This is a genomic window from Pseudomonas sp. Ps21-P2 (genome assembly GCF_039672565.1).
In the GTDB taxonomy this organism is placed as follows: Bacteria; Pseudomonadota; Gammaproteobacteria; order Pseudomonadales; family Pseudomonadaceae; genus Aquipseudomonas.
Genome location: NZ_JBDFPL010000007.1, coordinates 384276 through 407559 on the forward strand (window position 1 = coordinate 384276; position 23284 = coordinate 407559).

24 protein-coding genes and 1 pseudogene are annotated in these 23284 nt (G+C 59.1%); 15 read left to right on the forward strand and 10 right to left on the reverse strand.

The window, feature by feature from the left end; genetic code table 11:
- Window positions 1–174 precede the first annotated feature (174 nt).
- A complete protein-coding gene (locus tag ABEH28_RS19640; protein WP_346630866.1) occupies window positions 175–978 on the forward strand; it encodes a transglutaminase family protein in 804 nt (267 codons plus the stop codon).
- Here ABEH28_RS19640 and ABEH28_RS19645 read toward each other — a convergent pair whose 3' ends face one another.
- Complete coding sequence (locus tag ABEH28_RS19645; protein WP_346630867.1) at window positions 979–4335, reverse strand: DUF6543 domain-containing protein; 3357 nt, start codon at window positions 4333–4335, stop codon at window positions 979–981.
- Here ABEH28_RS19645 and ABEH28_RS19650 point away from each other — a divergent pair.
- The gene (locus ABEH28_RS19650) at window positions 4321–4539 is read left to right on the forward strand and encodes a hypothetical protein (protein ID WP_192176527.1); all 219 of its coding nucleotides are present in this window, start codon (window positions 4321–4323) and stop codon (window positions 4537–4539) included. The genes ABEH28_RS19645 and ABEH28_RS19650 overlap by 15 nt on opposite strands.
- A 599-nt stretch (window positions 4540–5138) precedes the next feature.
- Here the strand turns inward: ABEH28_RS19650 and ABEH28_RS19655 are convergent.
- The 3 genes from ABEH28_RS19655 to ABEH28_RS19665 form a co-directional block, all read right to left on the reverse strand.
- Window positions 5139–5663 (reverse strand): hypothetical protein, encoded by a 525-nt coding sequence (locus tag ABEH28_RS19655; protein WP_282371925.1) that lies wholly within the window; start codon window positions 5661–5663, stop codon window positions 5139–5141.
- Between the two features lie 185 nt (window positions 5664–5848).
- A complete protein-coding gene (locus ABEH28_RS19660; protein WP_346630868.1) occupies window positions 5849–6757 on the reverse strand; it encodes an SDR family oxidoreductase in 909 nt (302 codons plus the stop codon).
- 209 nt (window positions 6758–6966) lie between these two features.
- Window positions 6967–7422: a flavodoxin gene (locus tag ABEH28_RS19665; protein WP_192171861.1), complete on the reverse strand. Its 456-nt coding sequence runs from the start codon at window positions 7420–7422 to the stop codon at window positions 6967–6969.
- Between the two features lie 374 nt (window positions 7423–7796).
- On the opposite strand from ABEH28_RS19665, the gene ABEH28_RS19670 reads away from it, so the two are divergent.
- The 7 genes from ABEH28_RS19670 to ABEH28_RS19700 all read left to right on the forward strand — a co-directional run bounded on the left by ABEH28_RS19670 (window position 7797) and on the right by ABEH28_RS19700 (window position 11775).
- The gene (locus ABEH28_RS19670) at window positions 7797–8402 is read left to right on the forward strand and encodes a hypothetical protein (RefSeq protein WP_192171862.1); all 606 of its coding nucleotides are present in this window, start codon (window positions 7797–7799) and stop codon (window positions 8400–8402) included.
- Window positions 8403–8589: 187 nt separating this feature from the next.
- The gene (locus tag ABEH28_RS19675; protein ID WP_192171863.1) at window positions 8590–9159 is read left to right on the forward strand and encodes an antibiotic biosynthesis monooxygenase; all 570 of its coding nucleotides are present in this window, start codon (window positions 8590–8592) and stop codon (window positions 9157–9159) included.
- A gap of 228 nt (window positions 9160–9387) precedes the next feature.
- The gene (folM, locus tag ABEH28_RS19680; protein WP_192171864.1) at window positions 9388–10098 is read left to right on the forward strand and encodes a dihydromonapterin reductase; all 711 of its coding nucleotides are present in this window, start codon (window positions 9388–9390) and stop codon (window positions 10096–10098) included.
- 20 nt (window positions 10099–10118) lie between these two features.
- Window positions 10119–10679, forward strand: a complete 561-nt coding sequence (gene folE / locus ABEH28_RS19685; RefSeq protein WP_192171865.1) for a GTP cyclohydrolase I FolE — start codon at window positions 10119–10121, stop codon at window positions 10677–10679.
- 3 nt (window positions 10680–10682) lie between these two features.
- Complete coding sequence (folX, locus tag ABEH28_RS19690) at window positions 10683–11054, forward strand: dihydroneopterin triphosphate 2'-epimerase (protein WP_065991860.1); 372 nt, start codon at window positions 10683–10685, stop codon at window positions 11052–11054.
- A gap of 90 nt (window positions 11055–11144) precedes the next feature.
- Window positions 11145–11441: a DUF1244 domain-containing protein gene (locus ABEH28_RS19695; RefSeq protein WP_192171866.1), complete on the forward strand. Its 297-nt coding sequence runs from the start codon at window positions 11145–11147 to the stop codon at window positions 11439–11441.
- Window positions 11434–11775 (forward strand): HopJ type III effector protein, encoded by a 342-nt coding sequence (locus ABEH28_RS19700; RefSeq protein ID WP_192171867.1) that lies wholly within the window; start codon window positions 11434–11436, stop codon window positions 11773–11775. Before ABEH28_RS19695 ends, ABEH28_RS19700 begins: the two co-directional genes overlap by 8 nt.
- Before the next feature lie 84 nt (window positions 11776–11859).
- On the opposite strand, the gene trxB is transcribed toward ABEH28_RS19700, so the two are convergent.
- Window positions 11860–12822 carry a thioredoxin-disulfide reductase gene (gene trxB / locus ABEH28_RS19705; protein ID WP_133771976.1) on the reverse strand — a complete coding sequence of 321 codons (963 nt, stop codon included), beginning with the start codon at window positions 12820–12822 and terminating at the stop codon, window positions 11860–11862.
- Window positions 12823–13207: 385 nt separating this feature from the next.
- On the opposite strand from trxB, the gene cysZ reads away from it, so the two are divergent.
- Entirely contained in the window at window positions 13208–13963 is a 756-nt protein-coding gene (gene cysZ / locus ABEH28_RS19710; protein ID WP_282371931.1) for a sulfate transporter CysZ, read from the forward strand.
- A 33-nt stretch (window positions 13964–13996) separates the two neighbouring features.
- Here the strand turns inward: cysZ and ABEH28_RS19715 are convergent, their stop codons facing one another.
- On the reverse strand, window positions 13997–14602 hold the full coding sequence (locus tag ABEH28_RS19715) for a hypothetical protein (RefSeq protein ID WP_192171869.1): 606 nt from the start codon (window positions 14600–14602) through the stop codon (window positions 13997–13999).
- 206 nt (window positions 14603–14808) lie between these two features.
- Between ABEH28_RS19715 and ABEH28_RS19720 the strand changes: the two genes are divergently transcribed.
- Both ABEH28_RS19720 and ABEH28_RS19725 read left to right on the forward strand, forming a co-directional pair.
- Complete coding sequence (locus tag ABEH28_RS19720) at window positions 14809–15114, forward strand: hypothetical protein (protein WP_192171870.1); 306 nt, start codon at window positions 14809–14811, stop codon at window positions 15112–15114.
- A 169-nt stretch (window positions 15115–15283) separates the two neighbouring features.
- Window positions 15284–16450, forward strand: coding sequence for a glycosyltransferase family 1 protein (locus ABEH28_RS19725; protein WP_346630869.1), 1167 nt, complete (start codon window positions 15284–15286; stop codon window positions 16448–16450).
- A gap of 27 nt (window positions 16451–16477) precedes the next feature.
- Here ABEH28_RS19725 and ABEH28_RS19730 read toward each other — a convergent pair whose 3' ends face one another.
- From ABEH28_RS19730 to ABEH28_RS19740, 3 genes are all read right to left on the reverse strand, one after another.
- A complete protein-coding gene (locus ABEH28_RS19730) occupies window positions 16478–17581 on the reverse strand; it encodes an NADH:flavin oxidoreductase (RefSeq protein ID WP_346630870.1) in 1104 nt (367 codons plus the stop codon).
- A gap of 124 nt (window positions 17582–17705) precedes the next feature.
- Complete coding sequence (locus ABEH28_RS19735) at window positions 17706–18188, reverse strand: glutathione peroxidase (protein ID WP_192171873.1); 483 nt, start codon at window positions 18186–18188, stop codon at window positions 17706–17708.
- A 114-nt stretch (window positions 18189–18302) separates the two neighbouring features.
- The gene (locus ABEH28_RS19740; RefSeq protein WP_074884740.1) at window positions 18303–18788 is read right to left on the reverse strand and encodes a peptidylprolyl isomerase; all 486 of its coding nucleotides are present in this window, start codon (window positions 18786–18788) and stop codon (window positions 18303–18305) included.
- On the opposite strand from ABEH28_RS19740, the pseudogene ABEH28_RS19745 reads away from it, so the two are divergent.
- From ABEH28_RS19745 to ABEH28_RS19755, 3 genes and pseudogenes are all read left to right on the forward strand, one after another.
- Window positions 18757–19118, forward strand: a pseudogene (locus tag ABEH28_RS19745) (DUF3565 domain-containing protein). The gene ABEH28_RS19740 and the pseudogene ABEH28_RS19745 overlap by 32 nt on opposite strands.
- Window positions 19119–19212: 94 nt before the next feature.
- Window positions 19213–21306: a phosphate acetyltransferase gene (gene pta, locus ABEH28_RS19750; protein ID WP_346630871.1), complete on the forward strand. Its 2094-nt coding sequence runs from the start codon at window positions 19213–19215 to the stop codon at window positions 21304–21306.
- Between the two features lie 79 nt (window positions 21307–21385).
- Window positions 21386–22285, forward strand: a complete 900-nt coding sequence (locus tag ABEH28_RS19755) for an acyltransferase (protein WP_192171875.1) — start codon at window positions 21386–21388, stop codon at window positions 22283–22285.
- Window positions 22286–22352: 67 nt separating this feature from the next.
- Here the strand turns inward: ABEH28_RS19755 and ABEH28_RS19760 are convergent, their stop codons facing one another.
- Window positions 22353–23054 (reverse strand): OmpA family protein, encoded by a 702-nt coding sequence (locus ABEH28_RS19760; protein ID WP_192171876.1) that lies wholly within the window; start codon window positions 23052–23054, stop codon window positions 22353–22355.
- Between the last annotated feature and the right edge of the window lie 230 nt (window positions 23055–23284).

Here is a 23284-nt window from a genome sequence, read left to right on the forward strand (position 1 = left end):
TACTGGCGAGTATAGGCGCTGGTTGAAAAAAAGAAGGCCGACCCGTGGGGATCCGGACGACGGACTGCCATTCAACGTGCCCGATGAATCAATGCTGGACGAAGGCGGCAGCCAGGGATAAAACAGAGCCATCCGTTAACTCTTCTTAGCCGTCATATCCTGCCGGAGAGGTCGATGAATCCGCGCCAGCAATGCATTGCCTGTCTAGGACGCAATCCGCCGTCCACGTTCGAAGCCGCTGCGTGGATCGCCACGGAGCACGACGGCCAGGTTGATTTCCAGGTTATCCGCGACCAGCTCACCGCGCTGGAACGTAGTGTCAGCGCAGCCCTTCCTTTATTGCCGGCTGCGGAGCTTGCCCAGCCATTGCTGCGGCAACTGGCGACGCTGGGATTTCAGCAGGACGATGCTGCCCAGCCCAAACCCCAGGCTGCCCTGATTCACAAAGTGCTTGAACGTCGTCGCGGTCAACCGCTGGGGCTGGCGTTGATTGCGCTGGAAATAGCCAAACGGCTGGAAATCCCGCTCGAGGGTGTTAACTTCCCCGGTCACTTTCTGCTGCGTGTGCCCGGTGCCGACCATACGCTGGACCCTTGTGGCGGGCGCAGGCTTTACCCAAAAGACTGTCGTGAGTTGCTGCTGCGCCAGTTCGGTGCAGACATGCAGCTCAAGGCCGAGCACATGAAAACCGCAACGCCAGCGGCAATGCTGCAGCGGCTGTCGCGAAACCTGCGGTACCTGCATCAGCTAAACGACGACTTGCTCGCCGCACTCAAGGACGCGACTCGTGTGATGGAGCTGGGCCAGGCCAACACCAGCGATTACCTCGCTCGTGCCACCCTGTACCAGCATCTGGAGTGCCCGCAGGCCGAGCGTTTCGACCTGGAGCATGCGTTGATGTTGAGCGAGGACCCGGTCCAACGGGTGCGGCTCACTCAACGGTTGGTTCAGCTGCCCGGAATGGGCGCGCTGCACTGATTATCGGAACCGCGGCACACTGCCCGACGATGGTTTTGCCGCCTTGCCCAAGCGCTTCAGTTTCTCGGCCTTGCGGATCTTGCGGACCTGTTTGGCCGTTTTGAACGCTCCGAATGCAGCCTTCATGAAGTAGCCCCTGGCGCGCGCACGGTCGCCATCCTGATACGCACGGATTCCGCGGAAGAGATCAACGCCAGCGTGAATCGCCGTCCAGACCAGCTTCGTCATCGGGTTCAAGCCAGCCAGCTGGCCGCCGTATTTACGGACGAAGGTATACGTATTGAGCAACCTTCGCTCATTGACACTCTCGGTCTGGGTGTCGATATCCACGATCAAGTGCTGCACCGCAATCCCATGCAAGCCCTGTAGTGTCACCGGCGCCGACTGAGAAACCTTATAGGGCTTGCCGTCGACGACGGGCGACATCTCAAGCTTTTGCATCAACGTTCCGATGATGCGCTGAGCGCCGTAATAGACCTGATCATAGTAATAACGGCTCATGCCGGGGCGGGACACAGAGCGAACAACGTCATCCTCCTGGCGGAACAAATAGCCATCGGGCGCACCCGGTGTGTAGACCAGCGTTCCCAGGCGAGCGTTGGCTTCATCCGGCTTGAAAACGTAGATATTGGCAAAGGATTTGTACGCCATGATCAGCAGATGAAGTGTCCCCGGCGCCTGAATGTTGTTCCCGACGATACTGCTGTCGAGACCCGTGACCATCCGCACAAGCCAGTTGTACTGATCAGCGTCAAGCCGGCCTGCGGCGTACTCAATCAACGCGTCACGCCGCAGTTCACAGTGGGTTTTGCGCGCGAACAAGGCGCGCACTCTGGCCGGCGGGGAATTGGTGAGGTCCCACGTGTGCTGGCGCAGTTTTTTGATGTACTCATCGGCATAGTTGGAACTGCGGATCATCTCGTCTACGAAGTCACCCGAGAGCCCGGAGACATCCTGGCCAATCGACGAATACACGGCGGCATCGGGATCAAAGTCGTATTCCTCTTCCGAGTACCCGACCATGAACAGGTCCGTCAGGCATCTGAGCGTGGTGTAGCGACCAAAATCCGGTTCACTCTCGCCAGCGTTGTCCTCGACGTCGAAAAACACAGTGTCCGGGTCGATACGTCCCGGCACCCCGGACGCCTTGAGATGCCTGTCGATCAAACGCTCGCATTCGCGGCGGGCAGCTTCGCGCCAAGGCGTGATTCCGAACTCATCGTAGGCTTTGTTCAATGCTGCAACCCGATGGGCCAGCACCACCTGCGCCATCCGGTGTTGCTCGGTGACGTGCTGCAGCCGCCCACTGGAGACAATCTGATTGCGGGCCAGCATTTGCTCGACCTTGTAATGGCTCAAGCTCGACAGCGCGTCGTTGAAAGAGGCGGCGTTGACGGCGACTAACTGGACGCTGTCGCTAGACCACTGCGAAGGCTTCAGCCGGATGCTTTCGATGTACGGCACGACGTGCTGGTCTGGATTGACGACGGTCTGATCGAGCAGGTACTGCGCACCGCGCGCGTTACCCGTCCAACTGCCGACTTCAAGGGACAGCTTGCGCCAGGTGTCGAAGTCGAATATCTCGCGACCATTTGGCTGACCCGGTGCGTACAGCACATAAAACTCGTCATCTCCGTTGATCTCACTGATGACGACCACATCTTCCAATCGCCGATTGCCGCCTTTGAGGTAAAGGGCGCCAACCTTTATCGAAGGGCTGCCGGCAAGGTTCGACTGCACTTGCTCGATCAAGGCGAGACCACGATCCGAAATATGCCCTTGCAGTTTCGCTGCCCAGGCACTCAACGCGATGTTGCTGGCGCGCAACGCGCTCATGGCATCCAAGGTGCTTTGGTCGCGGTACCGACGTTCTACTTCGCTCCCGTAACGCTGCTTCAAATTGAGCTCTCGCACCAATCGGCACACGAAATCGAAATTCAGGCGTAAGTGAGAGTAAGCGGGATCGACCTCGATACTCGGGCCCAGATTGAGGTCTGTGTCTGGCATACCGTCGAGTGCGAATCCCAAGAGAGTGTTGGTATAAACAGTCTTCAGCGGCGCGTCGGCGAACTGCATTTCATCGGGCAGATGGATCGTCACTGTGGACGGGTCAAGGGTGTAACCCAGACGCTCGATCAAATAGGCCGCGATTTCTTCCCGCGCGAAGACTTCGGGTGTCTCGATGCCAGCCAACTGGGTATGCATTCGAGCTTCACAAACCGACTGCTCCTCTGCGAGCGCGTCGTAGCGCTGACGATCTGTCGGGGCGGCGAACCGCAGCCATTCCGGCAGACGCCGCTCATGCACGAATGCCAGCAGGTCCAGATAGCGAACATTCAGGGCCTGCTCCAGATCGTCCAGACGGCTCACGTCGTCGAACATCTGCAACAGGGCATCCGGGTCGCCACTGCTCAACGGCGCCTGGGCACGCAAGTAGTCGAAGTCTTTCAGCTGTTTTTCGCGAAGGCTGGCGACGTAGCGGGCCGCCGGTTTTTCTTTCATCAGCGAATAGTCGAGGTGCACAGCAACCGCCGAATGGTCGGCAAGCAGAATTTGATGTTCGAGCGAGAGATAACCCAGCAGCAGATCGCGTGAGTCGTTCTGAATCAGGCGCTGCTTGAACTCAGCTTCCATCGCGTCGAGCGTTGCGAACTCCTCCACCCCGCCATAGGGACTGAACAGATAGACGGCGGCATCAGGGCCATCGGAAACCAGCGGCATGACATCGACGTCTTTGGCAGTCGCTACGTAGACCCCGATCAATGGCAGCACTGCGCCGTCCGATGTGCGCAATGACAGCGCATAACGGCCCTTGCAGTCGGGGGAATCGACAACGCTCAGCAGGCGGTTCTTTTCTTGAGTGTCGAGCTCTCGGGTGCCGACGGTCAAAGCGATGGCGTGGCTAAGCACCCACGACTGCAAAGTCTCGAAGACTTCACCGCGTGTGCCACGGACGGCGTCCTCACAGGGGATTCGGGTGAAAGTTTGCTCGTCCACAGCCCAGTAATGATCGAGAGTGAACTTGAAAAAGCCGGGCAGCCTTTTCAGCAGATCAGGCAACATGTCTCTGATTGCGCCGATGTCCAGGCCTGGCAGTCCATATGCAGCGTGAGCGGAGTCTCTTCGCGTCGACAACACCGCTTGTTGATGATCAAGGTGAGCGGTGTCTCCGATGAATGCACGCAACAGAGTCTCGGTCAGCGAGAGCGGTGCCGGATCGGATCCTCCAGGATTGTTTCTGTGAATGAACAACGCGTCAGGGTTGGGAAATGGTGTCACGCGACCCAGTGCTTGCGTCAGCATCTGCCTGGCGGCCAGACGTACGGTCGGGGCTTCGCGCAAATGCGCAATCAGCAACGCAGACAGCTCGCCTTCGTTATTGGCGTGATCGAGCAGCGAACCCGCTTTCTGATGGGGATGATTTTTGAAAAAGTGATCAGACATCTCTACAGCTCCAAGATGACCGCCCGCGCCACAAAGGCATCCAGCCAAAGTGTGAAATACGTGGGCAATCCGAAAGAGCTGTCATCTAAACCGCTGAGTCGCAGATCGATGGGATAACTATTGATAGCGATGGGCGAGACCAGCCGACCCATGAAGCAGGAAAAAAGAGCGTTTCCTGCGACCCCGTTGCGAGGTCCTACTGTTGCTGTGGCTGTAAAACTGCTTGTCACAAAGCACGCTGTTTCGGTTTCAACAAACCCCTTAACCTTCGCGCCCTCTGAGCAGCCCACTGGCCCTTGAATGGCTTGAGGATGCGCTCGACCGTCGTCACCGACGTTGTGTTTTGAAGCTCCTGGATTCAACGTCTTATTTGGCCGCTGCGATTGCAGCGGCTTTTTTTTGCTTTGGACTCAGGACACTTTCCGGATGCCTTTCATGCTTGCGATGGTCCATCCTTCCGCTCAAAAACAAAGCTCAGAAAGATCCCACAGCGTTTCTAGCGACATTCCTAAACAGCTTCAAGGGGGAAGTTGGTCTTCGGTGACTGGTAAAACGTACGATCCATCAGGCTTGTTCGGTGCTGGCACATTCCGACTGGTACTCGATAACGTACAAAGTCCTGTGCCGACGCGTTACTCAGGAAGTTTCGTGGTCCCCATGTAACAGCTGAAGGCCGGGGGGCACATCGGTTGTGCCCCAGGCCGCACCTAAATCCTTTAGGCACGAATATTCACCAATGAGCGCTCGCGTGGACGCTTTGCATGTTCCTCCAGTGCCATCAGCACAGAAACGGCGGTGTTCAGATCCACCACGGCGCCCTTCGCCATTTCATTGCCTTGCTTGATAGAATCCTGCAGTCGATCGAATTGCTGGGTGAAGAACTCATACGCATTGACCTCCTCATCCATATTAATCTCGTTTCCTAGCGCATCGAACTTGACATTGATGCTAGACATAGAGCCAATAAGGTCTCCATCGATAATTCCTTGCTCGGCCAGTAGAACGCCGATTTCCATCAGTTGCCTGTTACTGGTCTTACGCGGATCAAATCCAGCCAGGTTGATGTTCAAGCCCTCCAGCTTTTTAACATCAGGAATGCTCTTGTCCGCCCAGTACTGACGCACCTTCTGCTTTACCGCCTCCTCTTGAGGATTAAGGCCGGAGCGCACGTTAAATTGCTTGTCCGGGACAGCGCTGTAGACCCTCAGCCGCTCCTGCACCTTGCTCAAATTGCCAATCATAAAACCTCCTGAAAATCGGTTGATCCTCAGGCATGTCGGGCGACTCGGGGCGGGGTTTAGGCTGAAAAAGTGAAGACGGAATCATTGCCTCATTCAGAGACCGTTCCTACATCGCGGCGAATAACCTTCCTACAAAAACGGCCAGTTCGATCGCCCGAACTGGCCGCTTATTGATCAAAGATCGATCAGGCAAACTTCTGCAGATTGGCCATCATTTCCTTGAGCGCTTCGACGTTGTCAGCCGGATACACCGCATCGCTAAAGTCACTGATCGTTTGCCACTGCGCCGCGACGTCTTTCGGTGAAAAGCCTGCATGTGGGTCGAAGCCGGCGCCCAGGCTGCGCTCCCAACGGACTTTGCCGATCCAGCCGCCGCCTACTTCATACAGGCCGGCGCTGTCGTGGCACTGCTCGCTGCCCAGGTACACCACCAGCGGGCTGACCAACTCGGGCTTGAGCAGATCGAACACACTGGCCGGGATCAAGCCTTCGGTCATGCGCGTGCCACCGGTGGGCGCGATGGCGTTGACCAGGATATTGTTTTTGCGCCCTTCGACCGCGAGCGTGCGCGTCAGCCCGTACAGGCCGAGCTTGGCCATGCCGTAGTTGGCCTGACCGAAGTTGCCGTAAATGCCGGAAGTGGACGAGGTGAAAATGATGCGGCCGTAATTCTGGTCCCGCAGGTGGGGCCAGGCCGCGCGGGTGACTTTGTAGGCCCCTTCAACATGCACGCGGTAAACCAGATCCCAGTCGGCATCTTCCATTTTGGCGAAGCTTTTGTCGCGCAGGATGCCGGCGTTGTTAACCACGACGTCGACGCCACCGAAGACATCGAGGGCGTTCTGGACGATCTTGTCGCCGTCGGTGACCGAATCATGATTGGCAACCGCCTCGCCGCCCGCTTCACGGATTTCCGCGACCACTCGATCCGCCGCTGAAGCATTGGCACCTTCGCCATGGGCCGAACCGCCGAGGTCGTTGACGATCACGCGCGCGCCATGTTGCGCGAACAGCAGCGCGTGGGCTCGCCCCAATCCGCCGCCCGCACCGGTGACGATTACCACTTTGTCTTCAAAACGTACGGACTCACTCATGCTGCTCTCCCAATGATGATGCCGACTTTGCCACCGCTGTCCTTAACTAATCAGGCGTCAGCAGCGGCAATAGCGGGCGAAACAGTCATCGAGTGTCAACGACTCGCTGCCGGGTCACAATCAACACAATACCCGCTGAATGGTGATCAATAATGTTGGGGGATGGCTGGTCATGCCTTGATCGGGACGGGTCGCAGTCAGCGCGCCACTCAGCTATTCAACTGCCCGATGAACGCTGCCAGCCAGGGCTCGGCGTCGCTTTCCGGCGTCACGGTTTCGCTGGCATCCAGTCGCAGCATTTCCTGCACCTCGCGGATCCCAAGCTCGCCAAACAGCTCGCGCATCAACTCGCCGCCCGCACAAAACGTGTCGCCGTAACTCGCATCGCCCAAGGCGATCACACCACCGGGCAGCCCACGCCATGCAGCAGGCAGCACGTCGCGGATTTGGTGGTAGAGCGGCTGAAGGTTGTCCGGCAGCTCGCCCATCCCCGTGGTCGAGGTCACTGCCAGCAGAGCCTGCGGCCCAAAGGTTTGCAAATCGGCCAGGGTGGCGCGTGGGTTGAACAGCACCTCGTACCCTGCATCCTTGATGATCTGTTGGGCGTGGCGGGCGACCTCTTCAGCCGAGCCATATACCGAGCCCGCAATAATCGCGACTTTCATGGGTTAATCCTGTGACCGGTAAAAATTGTGCGGCATTATGCCTCAGCGCGGCGGCATGTCTTGAACTGCCGACCTTGCGAAGCCAGACGGCAAGCCTAGTGATCAGCGCGCCGTTGATCCAAATGACTTTCAACGATGCTGGAAATTTCCTGTCCTATCTGTGCTTCTGTACTACCTTCAAATTGGCACTCCAGTTCATAAAACCCACTGGCCATACGCCCGACGGAAAGGAGTCGAGTTAAATGCCGAACGGGCGCAAGCTCGGCTGGAGAATGAAATCTTGAAGGGGTAACATCTGGCAACTGACGAACGGTCGCAACCTAAACGCGAACCATCTGTCTGCTCTCTCAATAACCGGTTAATCGAGCTTGACCATGCAGCGCGACAACATCCTCACGCCTGATGAACTGGAGTTTATCCAGAACATGCAGCACAACCCCACGCTGAATGTGCGCGACAAATCCAGCAGTCTGGTGGTTAACGGCGGTGTGCAGATTCAGGATCTGCTGACTCGCCTCGCCGCTCATGAGCAAGTCACGATTCAGGCTCAATTCGATAATCAGCAAATGACCTTCCCACTGCATCTGGTGGAGGACGAATTTCATGCGCTGCATCTGGAGCTGGGTGCGCCGAGCATCTTTGAAGAAGGCCCGCGCATTCGCCCATGGCGCCTGATACTGCCCGAGCCGATGCCTCTGGAAACGCAAAGGGGCTCGCCCACCGCGCTTTGGGTGCATGAGGTTTCCTTCAAAGGCATCCTGCTGGAAATGCGCAAACAGACCAAGCCGCCAAAATCTTTCGCTGCCTGGTTCAGTCCGGAGGGCTATGTGCCTATCGCGCTGCGCGGCACTTTCGAACGTTTGACCCAGCATGGTCTGGCCGCGTATCGATTGAGCCAGAACAGCAAGAAAGACACCGAGCGCCTGCGTCAGTACATTCTTCAGGAACACCGCAAGATTCACCCCTCGATGCACCTCTAGGATTGCCTGATCCGGCGATCCTTCGCGACAGCTCTCCCCTTCCGACAAACACCTCTGGCTTTATCGCAGGTTTCAGGAATAATCCTTGCTTGCTTTTTCCAGTGAAGCTGACGCATCGCCACCACCCCGGCGGCGCGTCATGTGATTTCCCTACCCGGGAACCTCACTTGTTTATCGGAGATACACAATGTCTACCTCACCCGTCACGCTGATGGTTGCCCGTCGCGTCGCCCATGGCCGCTATCAGGAACTGATTGCCTGGCTGCATGAAGGCGAACAACTCGCTACAGACTTCCCCGGCTATCTAGGGTCAGGCGTGCTCGCTCCGCCACCCGGGGATGATGAATTCCAGATTATTTTCCGCTTCGCCGATGAAGCCACCATGCACGCCTGGGAGCATTCTGCCTCCCGACGCTCCTGGCTGGTGCGCGGCAGTGGTCTGTTTGCCAAAAATTCCGTGCACCGGGTGAGCGGCATCGACGGCTGGTTTGGCGCCGTAGGTCAGCGCCCGCCGCGCTGGAAGCAGGCCGTTGCCATCTGGCTGGCATTCTTTCCGGTGTCGCTGATCTTCAACTTCGCGCTGGGGCCGCTGCTCGGTCAGCTGGAGCTGTTCCCGCGCATCATGATCAGCACCTTGATCCTCACGCCATTGATGGTGTTCTGGTTCATCCCGCTGTCGACCCATCTGTTGGCGGGATGGCTGCACAGCAACACGCCTGCACCGGTCGGCTCGACCGAGCCCGCCTCCACGCGCTAGCGTCCGGCGAAGGGCGCTGATCAGGGTCGCTCACACCCACCCGCGATGAAATGTCACAGCGGAGCGCCTATCAAAAACATGTACATTTTTCCGTGCTTGTACAAGTATCGACCGTTGGGGTAACTTTGCCCGACGGTCGTTTTCGATGGCGCAATGCGAGCACCCACTGTTCGTCATTCAGCACCGATTCGCCAGACCTCCCTCCCCGTTGATGAATGCGTGAAGACCATGGCCCGCTTCCCCGCCCCTGTATTGATCACCGGTGCCAGCCAGCGTGTCGGCCTGTATTGCGCCGAGCGTCTGTTGGCGGAAGGCCAGCCTGTGATTATCACTTACCGCAGCGAGCGGCCGGGCGTGCAGCATTTAAAGGCGCTGGGCGCTGTGGTGCTTCAAGCTGATTTTTCTTCGGAGACGAGCATCCTGGATTTCGTCGCCCGACTCCGGGAGCAGACCGACAGCCTGAGGGCTATCGTGCACAACGCGTCAGACTGGCTGGCCGAGACGCCAGGGGACGAAGCGGGTGTGTTCATGCAAATGTTCAGTGTGCACATGCTGGCGCCCTACCTCATCAATCTGCACTGCGCCGAGTTGTTGCGGCGCTCGGAGCCGGCCGACATTATTCACATCAGCGACGACGTCACGCGCAAGGGCAGCAGCAAGCACATCGCTTACAGCGCCAGCAAGGCAGGCCTGGAAAACCTGACCCTGTCCTTCGCCGCCAGGTTTGCACCTCATATCAAGGTCAATGGCATCGCCCCGGCCATGCTGATGTTTCAACCCGACGACGACGCGGCATACCGTGCACGCACACTGGAAAAATCGGCGCTGGGGATCGAACCCGGCGCCGAGGTGATTTACCAGAGCCTGCGCTATCTGCTGGATAACCCCTACGTCACCGGCACCACTCTGACCGTAAACGGCGGACGGCACGTCAAGTAAGCCGCCCCGAGGAACCATTGATGACCCTGTCACTGCCACAGCATTACCGTGAAATCCTCGTCGGCCTGGGTGAAGATCCTGAACGCGAAGGCCTGCTGGATACGCCCAAGCGCGCCGCCAAGGCAATGCAATACCTGTGTCATGGCTACGAGCAGACGCTGGAAGAGATCGTCAACGGCGCGCTGTTTGCGTCCGAGAGCGACGAGATGGTGATCGTCAAGGACATCGAGCTGTACTCGCTGTGCGAGCATCACCTGCTGCCTTTCATCGGCAAGGCTCACGTGGCTTACATTCCTACCGGAAAAGTCCTGGGTCTGTCGAAGATCGCGCGCATCGTCGACATGTACGCGCGGCGGCTGCAGATTCAGGAAAGCCTGACGCGGCAGATCGCCGATGCGATTCAGGACGTGACCAAGGCCGCAGGCGTGGCCGTGGTGATCGAGGCTCAACACATGTGCATGATGATGCGCGGCGTTGAAAAGCAGAACTCGACCATGAACACCTCGGTGATGCTCGGCGCCTTCCGCGAATCGACCACGACCCGCATGGAATTTCTGCAATTGATCGGACGGAGCAAGTAGTCCATGGCAAGACTCGAACCCGGTACCGCACGCATAAGGGTCAAAGACCTGTGCCTGCGTACGTTTATCGGCATCAACGAAGCCGAAATCCTCAACAAGCAGGACGTGCTGATCAACCTGACGATCCTGTACGCGGCACAGGAAGCGGTGCGCGACAACGACATCGATCACGCGCTGAACTACCGGACCATCACAAAGGCGATCATCCAGCACGTGGAAAGCAACCGCTTTGCCCTGCTCGAGCGCCTGACGCAGGAAGTGCTCGACCTGGTGATGACCCATGAAGCGGTGCAATACGCCGAAGTCGAAGTCGACAAACCCCACGCGCTGCGTTTCGCCGAATCGGTGTCGATCACCCTGGCGGCGGCACGCTGATCCACTGGGCTTGCCGTTGCAGACGCACGCTTGCCCGGCCTGGCCGCCACTCTTATCATCCGCCCATCTTTAATATCGACAGAGCACACCATGACCGAGCAACAACGTCTTGAACTCGAAGCCGCCGCTTTCCGCCGTCTGGTTGCACACCTGGACAGCCGCAAGGACGTGCAGAACATCGACCTGATGAACCTCGCCGGTTTCTGTCGCAACTGTCTGTCCAAGTGGTACAAGGCCGAGGCCGACGAGAAGCACATCGACATCACCCTCGATGACGCCCGCGAAGTGGTTTACGGCATGCCGTACAGCGAGTGGAAATCCACGTACCAGAAAGAAGCCAGCGCCGAGCAGCAAGCCGCGTTTGCCAAGGAACCCAAGCATGACTGACCTGAGCGCCCTGCGCGCCAGCCTCGCCAGCGGCAATCATCTGTTCGCCGACACGCTGGCCTTCATCGCCGCACACTACGACTATCAGCCTCAGGCGTTCAGCAACGGCCCGGTGGAAAACGCCGCTGGCCAGAACGAAGGTTCGTGCAAGACCCTCGGCCTGGCGCTGCTGGAAGGCCTGAGCGACGAAGAAGCGCTGCTGGCTTTTGGCGAGCACTACCGCTCAGTGCTGGAGACGCCGGAAGGCTCTGACCACGGCAACATTCGGGCGCTGATCGCGAACGGTCTGGCGGGCGTTAAGTTTTCCGCCGAGCCGCTCATGCCCAAGGCCTGAGTGGGCGCTTGAGTCATTGAGCGAAGTTGACGGACATAAAAAAACCGGCTCAGTGAGCCGGTTTTTTTGCAGCTGGAGATCAGGTCAGAACGAAACGTTCGCCAGACCATCCAGGTAGCGCTCGACGTCGAGTGCAGCCATGCAGCCAGCGCCAGCCGAGGTGATGGCCTGACGGTACACGTGATCCGCCACGTCGCCGGCGGCGAAAACACCGTCAACACTAGTGGCCGTCGCATTACCTTCGCGACCGCCTTGAACGACCATGTAACCGTCTTTCAACGCCAACTGACCGTCAAACAGGCTGGTATTCGGCGTGTGGCCGATGGCGATGAAAACGCCGTCGACGGTCACTTCGGAATAGCTGCCGTCGTTGTTCTTCAAGCGCGCCCCGGTCACGCCCATGTTGTCGCCCAGGACTTCGTCCAGGGTCGCGTTGAGTTTGAGCTCGATCTTGCCCTCGGCAACACGCGCATGCAGCTTGTCGATCAGGATCTTCTCGGCGCGGAAGGTATCGCGGCGGTGAACCAGGGTGACCTTGCTGGCGATATTGGCCAGATACAGCGCTTCCTCGACAGCGGTGTTGCCGCCGCCGATCACTGCGACCGGCTTGTTGCGATAGAAGAAACCGTCGCAGGTCGCACAGGCCGAAACACCCTTGCCCATGAACGCTTCTTCGGACGGCAGACCCAGGTAACGGGCGCTGGCGCCAGTGGCGATGATCAGCGCGTCGCAGGTGTAAGTGGCGTTGTCGCCTTTCAGGCTGAACGGCTTGCCCGCCAGATCCACTGCATTGATGTGATCAAACACAATCTCGGTCTCGAAACGCTCGGCGTGTTCGCGCATACGCTCCATCAATGCAGGGCCGGTCAGGCCATGGGGGTCGCCCGGCCAGTTGTCGACTTCGGTGGTGGTGGTCAACTGACCACCCGCCTGCATCCCGGTGATCAGCAACGGCTTGAGGTTGGCGCGCGCGGCATAGACTGCAGCGCTGTAACCGGCAGGGCCGGAGCCGAGAATAATCACTCGCGAATGACGTACATCAGACATGACACACTCCTATTGACCGGCCATCGTTACGCGTGGTCGGAGTCACTGGGTCTGAACCGGCGTACCGGTTGAGAGGATTGGGACTGACGAGGCCTACGCCGCAAGGGTGGCGCCCGCCGATCCTGAAAACATGAAGCTGCCACTTGGGGCACAGCAACGGTGAAAGTTGCCCGCAAGCTTATCGGGGCGGAGAAGATTAAGGAAATATCGTTTCACAATCCAGCTCATAGGCCCGCGCTATGTGCATCTTCCGTTTCGCGATCGCAGTCCTGCATAGACTTCACCGCTGCACGATTGTTTCAGAGAGTGTCGCCCCTGCTGCTGCGCTTCCGCCCCTGCAGCAAAGCCGGTATGGTCGGCGCGATATCACTGCCTGGAGGCACACATGCCTGCACCCGCCCTGTCCGGCCCGCAATACTTGCGCGAAGGCCTGAAACTGGTCCTGAGCCCCGGTCTGCGCCTGTTCGTCCTGCTGCCGCTGGCGATCAATCTGGTGCTGTTCAGCGCCATGATCTACTTCGCCGGCCACGAATTCAGGCTGTGGGTCGACTCCTTCATGCCGACCCTGCCCAGCTGGCTCGGCTTTCTCAATTACATCCTGTGGCCCCTGTTCGTAGTGCTTGTCGCGCTGATGGTATTTTTCACCTTCACCATGATCGCCAACATCATCGCCGCGCCGTTCAACGGCTTTCTCGCCGAGAAAGTGGAGGTGGTCCTGCGCGGGACGGACGATTTCCCCGCATTCAGTTGGGGCGAGCTGGTCGAAATGGTCCCACGCACCCTGAGCCGGGAAATACGCAAACTGGGCTACTTCCTGCCCCGCGCCATCGGGCTATTCATCCTTTCGTGGATCCCTGTGGTAAACCTCGTCGCTGCGCCGCTGTGGCTGATATTCGGCGTGTGGATGATGGCCATCCAGTACATCGACTACCCCGCCGACAATCACAAAATGAGCTGGCAAGACATGCTCGACTGGCTGCGCGCCAAGCGTTGGCAGAGCATGAGCTTCGGCGGGATTGTGTATCTGGTGCTGCTGATACCGGTGGTCAACATCCTGATGATGCCGGCGGCGGTGGCGGGAGCGACGTTGTTCTGGGTGAGGGAGCGTGGGGCGGAGACGCTGGCAGAGCGGATTCGCTGATTTACTGAAAAGGCCTCGATTGAGGCCTTTTTATTACATGCTTGCTGGACTCAACCAACCATAGATCAGCATTAAAAGCGCCCAATAACAGATGCCTATCACCGTCCAGACCACGTCCCCAAACGTGAAGCGGATCCTGCGACTTTCCCCAGACTTGCCGTCCAACCGGTTGATGAACGATTGCACCCTCAGGGTAATCAAGAACTGGCCCAGCCCCGTAATGGTGTAGACCCCTATGGTCGGGATGAGCCCGAGCGCTGCGGATGGGCTGCTACCCCAACCCGATGCGTACCCAGTGACAATCGAAGGGGTAAACATAAGAAGGTAGATCCCTGCTACGTAGACGCCCCAGTAAGGGATACCGCCTCGACCCGTCTCTTTAAGCGCGGCATTTACCTTGCTGAACAGTGAGGGAAAGTAGAAAAAACAGAAAAGCGTGCGCATAGCCGGCCAGATCGGTTTCGCCGAATAGGCTTTGTACCGCGACCAATTTTTGTAATACCAGTAGAGCCCGTACAACCCGCACGTGATGAACATCATCAAAGTCAGCTTGATCAGCGACACGGTGTAAAACGGTGGGCCGTTCGTAGGCAAAGCCGTCAAATCGGCAGCAGGTGGCGTATTGAATGGTTCGGACACAGCGTTTCCTCCAGAAGTTGAGGCGACGCATGCTAAAGGCGGAAACACTCTTTTAATCAACCTCGGGAAAATCAGGAAGGTTCCTACAACACTATTCACAACGTCCCACAGCTTCCTTGTTTAACCATGGACATGCCCACTCCGGGCGAGCATTCGCCGCCGCATTTCAATCGCGCGCCGTAGTCACCCACAGGAGTTAAATGCCCATGGAATCGACACCCCTGACCACCCCGCTAAAAACGACCGCCAACCCCGCGTCCTTTGTGATGGACAGGCAGAAGAAGCCGGAACCCCACGCTCCCGCATTCATGCAAGCACTGGCGCAGGCGACTCAGCCTTTCGTTTCACAGACCCTCAATGCTGAATCCTCGAACCTTGCCAAGCCGGCTCAACCCCGTTCACACCTGCAACTGACCACTCTGAACCCCGTGCAGACCCACTACGTGCCGGAGCCAGCTGCCTTCGAACGCATCGGCGAGTCGAGGCTTGTGCCCTTCACCGTTGGTAAATGACGCGTCCCGTGTCACCGCAGTCGTATCCGAACCTGACCGGGTCGTATGTCGCTCTGAAACCGGTCAGGATCAAGCGCGGCCAATACCGAATCCCGGCCAGCCATTTGCAGTCACAAATCCATCACTCAACCGCCACACAAGCGCAATGACCCGCTCAGAAACTGATCGCATGAGCAAATCCCTGCGTATTACCCTGATCACCGAAACGTATGCACCGGAAATAAACGGCGTGGCCAATACGCTCAGCCGTTTGTGCGACGGGCTGCGCCTGCGGGGGCATCGGGTTGAGGTGATTCGGCCGCGGCAGACCGACGATGAATTGCGCGCGGCCGGGGAAGATTTGATGCTGTGCCGTGGCTGGCCGATTCCGGGGTATCCCGGGTTGCAGTGGGGCCAGTCGTCGATGCACAAACTGCTGCGCCGCTGGCAGCGCAATCGCCCGGACGTGCTGTATATCGCGACAGAAGGGCCACTCGGTCTTTCGGCGTTGCGCGCCGCGCGGCGGCTGGGGATTGCCATCGTCAGCGGGTTTCATACCAACTTTCAGCACTACACGCGGCAGTACGGGCTGAGTTTCATCACGCGCCTGCTGACGACCTACCTGCGCTGGTTTCATAACCGCTCCAACGCCACCCTGGTGCCCAGCTTCACGCAAAAAACCGAACTCGAACGCCGAGGCTTCGAGCGGTTGGAGTTGCTGTCCCGGGGCGTTGATTGCCAGTTGTTCCACCCGTCGAAACGTTCGAGTGCGCTGCGTGAAAGTTGGGGCCTTGAACCGGGCGATACGGCCGTCCTGCATGTCGGACGGCTGGCCGCGGAGAAAAACCTGGGCCTGCTAAAGACCACCTTTGATGGTCTGGTCAGCACCTATCCCGAGAAGAACCTGCGCCTGGTGATTGTTGGTGATGGACCGGTCAGGCCGACGCTGAAGCGTCAGCTCCCGGACGCCATCTTCTGCGGCACCCAGCGAGGGGATTCGCTGGCAGCGCACTATGCGTCGAGTGACTTGTTTCTGTTTCCGAGCCTGACTGAAACTTTCGGCAACGTGGTGCTGGAAGCGTTGGCGTCAGGGCTGGGGGTGGTCGCCTATGACGAAGCGGCGGCGGCCCAACATATTCGCCACGGCCATAACGGCGCGGTGGCGATGCCGGGGGATGAGGAAGGCTTCATTGATGCCGCGCGGTGGATGCTGGAGGATGACGAAACGTTGCGCCGGGTCAGGCTGAACGCCCGGCAGCACGCCAGTCGTCAGGGATGGGCCGGGATTATCGACTCATTCGAGACTTACCTGCGCGCTGCGAGCGAGACGCGGGACGGGGTTGTTTTGGGGGTGTAGTCCCCGATCAAGGACGGAACCGGACCGTCAATCCAACCGACCCAAGGCTTCGCGGCTGAACGGCAAAATGTCGTGCTCGCGGCCTTCCTTCACTTTCAATGCCCAGTCCGGGTCGACCAGCAGCGCACGCCCGACTGCGACCAGATCGAACTCTTCGTCACCCAGACGCTTGAGCAGGTTTTCCAGGCTCGCGGGCTGGGCGACTTTGTCGGTGTTGACCATGAACTGCAAGAACTCGCCGTCGAGTCCTACGCTGCCCACCGTGATGGTCGGTTTACCGGTGAGCTTGCGCGTCCAGCCGGCCAGGTTCAGGTCAGAGCCTTCGAATTCGGGCTCCCAGAAACGCCGCGTCGAGCAGTGGAAAATGTCCACGCCCGCGTCGGACAGCGGCTTGAGGAATGCGTCGAGCTCTTCAACCGTTTGCACCAGCCGTGCGCTGTAATCCTGCTGCTTCCACTGCGAGTACCGAAAGATGATCGGGAAATCCGGGCCCATGGCGGCTCGCACCGCCTGAATCAGCTCGATGGCGAAGCGTGAGCGGTGCGCGAGGTCGCCGCCGTATTCGTCGGTACGCTGATTGGTGCCTTCCCAGAAGAACTGATCGACCAGATAACCATGGGCGCCATGGATCTCGACGCCGTCCATGCCGATGGATTTCGCGTCTTTCGCCGCCTGGGCGAACGCTGCAATGACCTCGTCAATGTCTTGCTTGCTCATGCCATGAACGACAACGTTACCGTCCTTGAGCTTCTCGGTCGGGCCATAGGCCGACACCGTGCCATCCGGCTCAGTACCCAGACGACGCACGGCGCCGACGTGCCAGAGTTGCGGCACGATCTTGCCGCCTTCTTCGTGAACCGCTTCCACCACCTTGCGCCAGCCTTCCAGTGCCGCTTCGCCAAAGAACTGCGGCACGTTGGGGTAGCCATTCGAGGCCTTGTGCCCGACTGTGGTGCCTTCGGTGATGATCAAGCCAACGCCCGCAGACGCACGACGACGGTAGTACTCGATGACTTTGGAATTGGGTACGCCGCGAGGTGAAAACGAGCGGGTCATCGGCGCCATGACGATGCGCGTCGGCAACTCGAGGCTGCCCAAGTGGAAGGGTTTGAACAAGGCTTGAACAGGCATGCAGGCGTCCTCGGCATTCTGGAAATATGATGAAGGTCATACAGAATGAGCCGAAGCGCAGGGGATACGAAGCACTATTGACTGGAGTGATTAAGGCTCAAAAGAAGGACAGCGAATTGAAATACTAGGGCAGTGCCTTCTCGATCGCACTCACCACTTTGGCGTCATCCGGAAGCGTGCTTGGGGAGAAGCGGGCCAGAACGCGTCCATCCTTGCCGACAAGAAATTTCTCGAAATTCCAGGTGATGTCGCCGGGAAACTCGGCGCCTTCGCCCGCGAGCATTTGATACAGACGATGCCGGTGCGGTCCGTTGACTTCAAGCTTGTCCCCCAGGGGAAAGGTTACGCCGTAGTTCAGCGAGCAGAACGCCTGAATCTCTTCCTGACTACCAGGCTCCTGGCCGGCGAACTGATTGCACGGCAGCCCGAGGACGCTGAAGCCTTGGTCTTTGTACTTCTGATACAGGGTTTCCAGCGCAGCGTATTGCGGCGTCAGGCCACACTTTGACGCGACGTTGACCACCAGAACCACTTTGCCCTTGAGCGGGGCGAGGGGCAGCTCCTGGCCATCCAGAGCCTTCAACTTCAGCTCGTGAAATACACTCATGACGACTCCCCTAGAAACCCTTGGCCGAAAAAGGCGCCCTGTCAGACCGCAAAAACAAACGTTTTCACAAGACCGCGAGGACGCCTGGCCAGCTCACTCAGCTTAGCAGGACAATCAGTGGTGATGACCACCTTCGCCGTGCACGTGACCGTGGGCCATTTCTTCTTCGCTTGCATCACGGATGGCAACGATCTTCACATCGAAGTTCAAGCGTTGACCGGCCAGCGGGTGGTTACCGTCGACAGTGACGTCGTCGCCGTCCAGATCGCGGATGGTCACGATCTGCATCTGGCCGTCCGGCGCAGAAGCATGGAACTGCATGCCGACTTCCAGTTCGTCGACGCCTTCGAACATGCTGCGATTGAGGGTGCTGACCAGCTCGGCGGAGTATTCGCCGTACGCATCTTCAGGCTCGATGGCCACTTTCAGTTCGTCGCCGACTTCCTTGCCATCCAGCGCCTTTTCCAGACCCGGGATGATATTGCCTGCACCTTGCAGGTAAACCAGCGGCGCGCCGCCGGCAGAACTGTCGATGACCTCACCAGCGTCATTGGTCAGGGTATAGTCGATGGAGACAGCCTTGTTGGCGGCGATCGGCATGGGGCGAGACCTTTTGCAAATAGATATGAGCGGCCAAGTCTAACCAAGCACTCGCGCGAAAGCGAACGCAACTCAGACGGACGGCCCCGATTGGAATCCCCGAACGCCCCCTCCCCCCATTCGATCATTACCGACTTTGCTCAGGACCCGGACGGTCACTGGGTGGTCATGCTCTCCTGCGGTCACACCCAGCATTTGCGTCACGACCCGCCCTGGCAATCCCGCGCCTGGGTGCTCGATCCCGCGCAGCGCCAGGCGAAAATCGGTCAGTCCTTTCACTGCGGCTGGTGCGCGTCGGGGTCAGATAACGATAACCTTGGGCCCCGTTGAGACGCTGCGACTGAACAGCGTCCTGGTTTATCCGGTCCGATGGCTGAATTCATAGCGCCATGACCCTTGCACTGCTCATTTTCGAGAAGCCCGCATGCAGACTTTCTTTATCGCGCCCACAGATTTTGGTGTGGGCCTGACGTCCATCAGCCTGGGGCTGGTGCGCACCCTGGAGCGCGCCGGGCTCAAGGTCGGTTTTTTCAAGCCGATCGCCCAGCCTCATCCCGGGGATCTGGGCCCGGAGCGTTCGACTGAATTGATCGCCCGCACCCACGGCCTCAAGCCGCCCAAGCCGTTGGGGTTGGCCCACGTCGAACGCATGCTCGGCGAAGGCCAGCTTGACGAGCTGCTGGAAGAAATCATCAAGCTGTATCAGGAAGCCTCGATCGGCCGTGATGTGTTGATCGTCGAAGGCATGGTCCCGACCCGCAGCGCCAGCTATGCCGCGCGGGTCAACCTGCACATGGCCAAGGCGCTGGATGCGGAAGTCATTCTCGTATCCGCCCCGGAAAACGAAGTGCTGACCGAGCTTTCCGGCCGCGTCGAGCTGCAGGCGCAGATGTTCGGCGGCCCGAAAGACCCGAAAGTGCTCGGCGTGATCCTCAACAAAGTGCGCACCGACGAGAGCATGGAAGCCTTCTCGGCGCGGCTCAAGGAACACTCGCCGCTGTTGCGCAGCGGTGATTTCCGTTTACTTGGCTGCATCCCGTTTCAGGCCGACCTCAACGCCCCGCGCACCCGCGACGTCGCCGATCTGCTCGGCGCGCAAGTGATCAACGCCGGTGACTACGAACAGCGGCGCATGTCGAAGATCATCATCTGCGCCCGCACGGTGCTCAACACGCTGCAGTTGCTCAAGCCGGGCGTGCTGGTGGTCACACCGGGGGATCGCGATGACATCATTCTGGCGGTGAGCCTGGCGACGCTGAACGGCGTGCCGTTGGCCGGGCTGCTGCTGACCAGCGACACCCTGCCCGATCCGCGCATCATGGATCTGTGCAGAGGCGCGCTGCAGGCCGGGTTACCGGTGCTGTCGGTGAGCACCGGTTCGTACGACACCGCGACGCAGCTCAATCAGCTGAACAAGGAAATCCCCATCGATGACCGCGAGCGCGCGGAGATCATCACCGATTTCGTCGCCAGCCATCTGGATGCCAACTGGCTGCATCAGCGTTGCGGCACGCCCCGTGAGATGCGCCTGTCGCCCGCGGTGTTCCGCTATCAGCTGATCCAGCGTGCCCAGGCGGCAAACAAGCGTATCGTGCTGCCCGAAGGCGCAGAGCCGTTGACCGTCCAGGCGGCGGCGATTTGTCAGGCCCGGGGCATTGCCCGCTGCGTGCTGTTGGCCAAGCCTGAGGAAGTGAATGCTGTCGCGCGCGCCCACGGCATCGACTTGCCGCCGGGCCTGGAGATTCTCGATCCGGACCAGATCCGCGAGCGCTATGTCGCGCCGATGGTGGATTTGCGCCGCAGCAAAAACCTCAATGCGCCCATGGCCGAGCAGCAACTGGAGGACCCGGTGGTGATCGGCACCATGATGCTGGCCCTCGACGAAGTGGACGGACTGGTGTCGGGGGTGATCCATTCGACCGCCAACACCATTCGGCCTGCGTTGCAGCTAATCAAGACGGCACCAGGCTGCACCCTCGTTTCATCGGTGTTTTTCATGCTGTTTCCGGAGCAGGTGCTGGTGTATGGCGACTGCATCATGAACCCGCACCCGACGGCCACCGAGCTGGCGGAGATCGCGGTGCAGAGCGCGGACTCGGCCGTGGCGTTCGGCCTGTCACCGCGGGTGGCGATGATCAGCTATTCCAGCGGCAACTCGGCCAGCGGTGAGGAAGTGGAAAAGGTCCGCGAAGCCACGCAACTGGCCCGCGAGACCCAGCGCGGTCTGTTGATCGACGGGCCATTGCAATACGATGCCGCCGCCAACGAGCACGTCGCCCGACAATTGGCGCCGAACAGCCCGGTGGCGGGTCGCGCGAATGTGTTCGTGTTTCCGGATTTGAATACGGGCAACACGACCTACAAAGCGGTGCAGCGCAGTGCGGACTGCGTAAGCCTCGGCCCGATGCTGCAAGGCCTGCGCAAGCCGGTCAATGACCTGCCGCGGGGCGCTCAGGTTGACGACATCGTCTATACCATTGCACTGACGGCGATTCAGGCGGCCACCTTGCCGGAATAACATTGCGCTGCAATATCCATTGCCCACAATAACCCCGCCGGAACCCACCGGCGGCTGACTGCCCCGGAGTTCGATTCACATGGATTTCCTGCCCGCCCCTTTGCGTGGCGTCATCGCCTCGTTGCTGTTGGCGCTCAACACGATTCTCTGCTGCACGCCGCTGTTCGTCGTTGCCATCTTCAAACTGTGCCTACCCTTCCCGGCCGCGCAGAAGGTCACCGACTGGCTGATGAGCCACATCCACGAAGCGTGGATCAGCAACAACAACGCCTGGATGGATGTGCTTGGTCACACCCGATGGCACCTGAGCGGGCTGGAAAGCCTGGACTATCAGCACTCGTACCTGGTGACGAGCAATCACCAGAGCTGGGTCGACATCATGGTGCTGCAGTACGTGCTGAACCGACGCATTCGCCCGCTCAAGTTCTTCCTCAAGCAAGAGCTGATCTGGGTGCCGGTGATTGGCCTTGCCTGGTGGGCGCTAGGCTTTCCGTTCATGAAGCGCTACAGCAAGGCGTATCTGGCCAAGCATCCGGAAAAGAAAGGCAAGGACTTGGCCACCACCCGCCGCACCTGTGCGAAGTTTCGCAACAACCCGGTCGGCATATTCAACTTCGTCGAAGGCACGCGGTTCACCGAAGCCAAGCACGCACAGCAGAACTCGCCGTTCCGTTACCTGTTGAAGCCCAAGGCAGGCGGCATTGCTTTCGTGCTGGATGCCATGGGCGAGCAGCTGGAATCCATCGTCAACGTGACCATTCATTACCCGGCTGGTCGGCCAGGGTATTGGGACTTGCTCTGCGGGAACGTGCGCGAAGTCGTCGCGCATTTTGAAGAAGTGCAGATCCCGCCGCAGTTCATCGGCAAAAGCTACGACCAGGACGATGCCTACCGCCTGGAGTTTCAGCAGTGGATCAACCGGCTGTGGGAAGATAAGGACACGTTGCTCGCGCAGATGCATGACCGTTACCCGGGCTAAGCGCCCGTAGGTCCAAACGCAAAAACCCCGGCTCACTGGCCGGGGTTTTTGGTTTCACGTCACGCGGTTATTGCTGCTGTTGGTACTGCTGGCCAGGAATCGGCTTGAGGTTGACCTCGACGCGGCGGTTCTGGGCACGGCCGTTGACGTCGGCGTTGCTGGCGATCGGCGAATCAGGACCGGCACCGCGCACCGACAGGTGAGCTGCGTCAACGCCTTGGGAAGTCAGGTAGGTCGCCACGCTCTGGGCGCGCTGCTGCGACAGGTCCATGTTGTGCTGGCGACTGCCGGTGCTGTCGGTGTAGCCGACGATTTCAATCATGTTCTGGTTGTACTGCTTCAGCGAGCCGGCCAGGTTGTTCAACGGCGCATAGAAGCTGCTGGCGATGGCAGACGAGTCGGTGGCGAAGGTGATGTTGCCCGGCATCACCAGCTTGATGTTGTCGCCCTCACGCTGAACTTCAACACCGGTGTTGGCCATGCTGGCGCGCAGTGCAGCCTCCTGCTTGTCGGCGTAGTAGCCGTAACCGGCAGATGCCGCGCCTGCCACGGCAGCGCCAATCAGCGCACCTTTGCCACGGTTGTTGTGATCGATGGCAGCACCGGCGACGGCGCCGGCCAATGCACCCAGACCGCCGTACTTGGCGGTCTTGCTCATCCCGCCGGAGTTCTGCGCCTGCCCCTGATTGTCGTATGGATTCTGCGTCGCGCAGCCGGAAAGCACGGTCAGTGCGGTGGCAGCGATGATCAAACGGCGAAATGTCAACATCAAGGAGAGCTCCTGTTTTGCTTTTCTACGGCCAAACATAAAGGCCGACGATTTGGGCAATTAGAGCACGGTCCCCGTCAAAAATTCCTTAACGCGGCCTGAACCGCCAGTGCACGGCCAAGGGCAGCAATTCTTTAATATAAAAAGCAAATATTTACATGCATTTTGAACATGCTGTTCATCGCATTTATTCGATGCGAGATTCGTCAAACAACGCCAATAATCTATGC

Bases quoted from the DNA above. Each gene is read 5' to 3' on its own strand.
- trxB (WP_133771976.1), bottom strand. From the start codon at position 12,822: ATGTCTGATGTACGTCATTCGCGAGTGATTATTCTCGGCTCCGGCCCT.
- folM (WP_192171864.1), top strand. From the start codon at position 9,388: ATGGCCCGCTTCCCCGCCCCTGTATTGATCACCGGTGCCAGCCAGCGT.
- ABEH28_RS19665 (WP_192171861.1), bottom strand. From the start codon at position 7,422: ATGAAAGTCGCGATTATTGCGGGCTCGGTATATGGCTCGGCTGAAGAG.
- ABEH28_RS19740 (WP_074884740.1), bottom strand. From the start codon at position 18,788: ATGCCGATCGCCGCCAACAAGGCTGTCTCCATCGACTATACCCTGACC.
- folX (WP_065991860.1), top strand. From the start codon at position 10,683: ATGGCAAGACTCGAACCCGGTACCGCACGCATAAGGGTCAAAGACCTG.
- ABEH28_RS19640 (WP_346630866.1), top strand. From the start codon at position 175: ATGAATCCGCGCCAGCAATGCATTGCCTGTCTAGGACGCAATCCGCCG.
- ABEH28_RS19670 (WP_192171862.1), top strand. From the start codon at position 7,797: ATGCAGCGCGACAACATCCTCACGCCTGATGAACTGGAGTTTATCCAG.
- ABEH28_RS19700 (WP_192171867.1), top strand. From the start codon at position 11,434: ATGACTGACCTGAGCGCCCTGCGCGCCAGCCTCGCCAGCGGCAATCAT.
- cysZ (WP_282371931.1), top strand. From the start codon at position 13,208: ATGCCTGCACCCGCCCTGTCCGGCCCGCAATACTTGCGCGAAGGCCTG.
- ABEH28_RS19760 (WP_192171876.1), bottom strand. From the start codon at position 23,054: ATGTTGACATTTCGCCGTTTGATCATCGCTGCCACCGCACTGACCGTG.
- ABEH28_RS19755 (WP_192171875.1), top strand. From the start codon at position 21,386: ATGGATTTCCTGCCCGCCCCTTTGCGTGGCGTCATCGCCTCGTTGCTG.
- ABEH28_RS19725 (WP_346630869.1), top strand. From the start codon at position 15,284: ATGAGCAAATCCCTGCGTATTACCCTGATCACCGAAACGTATGCACCG.
- ABEH28_RS19730 (WP_346630870.1), bottom strand. From the start codon at position 17,581: ATGCCTGTTCAAGCCTTGTTCAAACCCTTCCACTTGGGCAGCCTCGAG.
- ABEH28_RS19675 (WP_192171863.1), top strand. From the start codon at position 8,590: ATGTCTACCTCACCCGTCACGCTGATGGTTGCCCGTCGCGTCGCCCAT.
- ABEH28_RS19650 (WP_192176527.1), top strand. From the start codon at position 4,321: ATGCGCAATCAGCAACGCAGACAGCTCGCCTTCGTTATTGGCGTGATC.
- ABEH28_RS19655 (WP_282371925.1), bottom strand. From the start codon at position 5,663: ATGATTGGCAATTTGAGCAAGGTGCAGGAGCGGCTGAGGGTCTACAGC.
- ABEH28_RS19720 (WP_192171870.1), top strand. From the start codon at position 14,809: ATGGAATCGACACCCCTGACCACCCCGCTAAAAACGACCGCCAACCCC.
- ABEH28_RS19695 (WP_192171866.1), top strand. From the start codon at position 11,145: ATGACCGAGCAACAACGTCTTGAACTCGAAGCCGCCGCTTTCCGCCGT.
- ABEH28_RS19735 (WP_192171873.1), bottom strand. From the start codon at position 18,188: ATGAGTGTATTTCACGAGCTGAAGTTGAAGGCTCTGGATGGCCAGGAG.
- pta (WP_346630871.1), top strand. From the start codon at position 19,213: ATGCAGACTTTCTTTATCGCGCCCACAGATTTTGGTGTGGGCCTGACG.
- folE (WP_192171865.1), top strand. From the start codon at position 10,119: ATGACCCTGTCACTGCCACAGCATTACCGTGAAATCCTCGTCGGCCTG.
- ABEH28_RS19660 (WP_346630868.1), bottom strand. From the start codon at position 6,757: ATGAGTGAGTCCGTACGTTTTGAAGACAAAGTGGTAATCGTCACCGGT.